Source organism: Asaia sp. SF2.1 (assembly GCF_000505765.1).
Taxonomy (GTDB): domain Bacteria; phylum Pseudomonadota; class Alphaproteobacteria; order Acetobacterales; family Acetobacteraceae; genus Asaia; species Asaia bogorensis.
Map to the genome: position 1 here is coordinate 37,910 of NZ_AYXS01000048.1, position 2,489 is coordinate 40,398.

A 2,489-nucleotide genomic window follows, 5' to 3' on the forward strand; every position below is an offset into this window, starting at 1 on the left:
CCGGGGCCTGCCTTAGGGCGGTCCCTCGGCCTCGGGCCACCAGCTGTAGCCAAAACCCGGCGCCCATTGGCTTCAGACCTGTCGGTTAGTCGAGATAGGCGTCGCGCAGCGCCTTGATCTGCGTCGGACCGACATTGAGGGCCTTGGCCAGATAGGCGTCGATCGAACCATATTGCTTGCGGATCGAGGCAAAGGCGGCTTCGAGATAGGCAGGGTCGGAATTGAGCAGCGCGCTCATGACAGGCGACGCTGCCATGGCCCCACCGTTTTTGGGGTCATTCATCGCGGCCTTGAAGCTGGGCGTCATATGCGCGCGAAGCAAATCACCACTCATGGCGTAATCGCTCAGGATCGTCTGTTCGGGCACACCCAAAGCGTAGAGAATGAGTGCAGAGGCAAATCCAGTGCGATCCTTGCCCGCGGTGCAGTGAGTCAGGGTGGGGGTCTGGTGCGCGACAAGGCGGGCAAACAGCGCCTTCAGCTCAGGCGCATAGTAATCCGGCATCTTTGCATAAAATGCCTCCATCAGCGCCTTGGCCTGGGTCTGATCCATCTTCGCCAGACGTGATTTGTCCGTCATGTCACCCGGCAGAACGGGTTTCTCCGAGGGATAGAAAGCGGGTGGTTTTTCCTGCCCGCTGACCTGCCAGTGTGTCGGTTGTTTCTGCTGTTCCGCCTGCGTGCGCAGATCGGTCACGCTTTTGATGCCCAGCGTGTCGACTAGCGCATAATCAGCGCTCGTCAGGCCGCCGGGCGCGGCCGAGCGGTAGAATTCGCCCCAGCGCACATGATGATGGTCTGCTGTTTCATAACCGCCCATATCGCGAAAGTTTGCCACGCCATCCAGCGGCAGAATGCGGTTCGCAACCCATTGGCCCGGCTTGCCATCAACCGGTTTGATGAAGAAATAGACACGTCCCTGTCCTGGCAGGGGGGAAATCACACGGGCCGCGCCGCTGTCATTGTGCTGTTGCACGAGGGTCATACCCTCTTTGCTGGCGGTACGGGATACGAAGATATCGACGGGCCCGAGCGCATGCGGCCAGGCCAGAGTGTATTGCGGCACCATCGTCACCTGGGCCGTGGCAAGGCTGCTCGTATCCGTCGCAGCAATGGCGAGCGGGGGTGACGCGAGGGTCGTGGCAGTGAGCAGGGTGACAAGCGCATTTTTCAGAAACATGTTTCTACTCGTTCTCGTCAGATATCAGCGCCCTTGCGGGGCGAAGCGGGCGCAATCTGGCCTGAAGAAAGACGTGATGGTTGCCAGCGCTCGCGCGCTGTCAACGTCGCACGATGAAAGGATCAGCGGGCAGGTCGTACAGCACGTTGCGCACGATACCCGCGACATGCAGCGCTGTCATTATTGACGGATGAATTGCATAGTTAATTTTTTATTTCACCCTGCCGCGGGTAATATTGTCGCGATTCTTCTTCGGTTGCCATCGTTTGCATGCGCAGTGCATGCGCAGTGCATGCGAAGGGCCCGAGCCGCTTTCAACGCCTTATTCTGTGCTGTGTCACGGGCTTGTGCCGGGTAGAGAATGAAGCGACATATTTCGGCGTCACTAACCAATATTTTCAGAGGTGACCAACCGGAATTGAGGCGGATCGAAGCCAATAAGAGCCGGAATAATACCAAGTTTCTGCAAGCTGAGGTGGAGTGCCAGGCCGGCCTGGGTTTCGGGTGTCTGATCGATGGCAAAACTCATCGTGCCGTCGATCAGGCATGCGCGTGTCACCGGGTTGACCTCATGCCCTATCCAGCACAGGCTGCGCTGTCTGTGGCGACGCAGAACCTCGCCGATACGCAGGTTGTCGCCACCCGCTGTATAAACACCGATGAGGTCCGGATTATCGAGGATGGCCTGATGCAGCAGGCGCGCGGCTTCGTCGGGATCATCTCCATCGAACAGAATGTCAGCCAGTCGGTGCTGCTGCGCAGCCTGCCCGGAGAGGAAACCGGAAAAACCTTCTATACGCTCGCGATGATTGGCATAGGTCATGGAATGGCAAAGCGCGAGCAGTGAACCCGATCGTTGCGAGAGACTGCGCGTAAGGCACAGGGCTGCTGTACGCCCTGCCGCGTGATTATCGATGCCGACGTAAGGCAGCCCGGGCAGGTTGCGCGTGACGATCTGGATCACAGGCAGCCCATCGCTGGCAACATGATGCAGCGCTTCGAGTATATCGGGATGGGAAGGACAGGCAATGACCAGCGCCGAGCGTCTGTAAGGGGCGTCGCGGATACGGGCGACAAAAGCAGCAATATCCGCTTCGCCCACGAAATTGCGATGCACCTGGATATCCTTGCCCAGAGAGGCCGCCAGCGTTTTGAAGGCCTGGCTCAAACGCGCGTAGAAAAGCGTTTCCGGACGTACCAGTAATACATCAATGCGCAACACGCCCTGATGCAGGTCGGGCAGGGTCGGAAAATATTCGAGATCGCGCGCGATCGTCAGGATGCGCCGACAGGTTTCCGGTCGTACATT

Annotated in this window: 2 protein-coding genes; both read right to left on the reverse strand. The window is 58.7% G+C overall.

Annotation, left to right across the window (positions count from 1 at the left end; genetic code table 11):
• Positions 1–85: 85 nt before the first annotated feature.
• Positions 86–1,180: a tyrosine-protein phosphatase gene (locus tag P792_RS33040; RefSeq protein ID WP_023979631.1), complete on the reverse strand. Its 1,095-nt coding sequence runs from the start codon at positions 1,178–1,180 to the stop codon at positions 86–88.
• Positions 1,181–1,565: 385 nt separating this feature from the next.
• Positions 1,566–2,489, reverse strand: a 924-nt coding sequence (locus tag P792_RS33050; RefSeq protein ID WP_035440660.1) for a substrate-binding domain-containing protein, incomplete at its 5' end; no start/stop codon positions are given.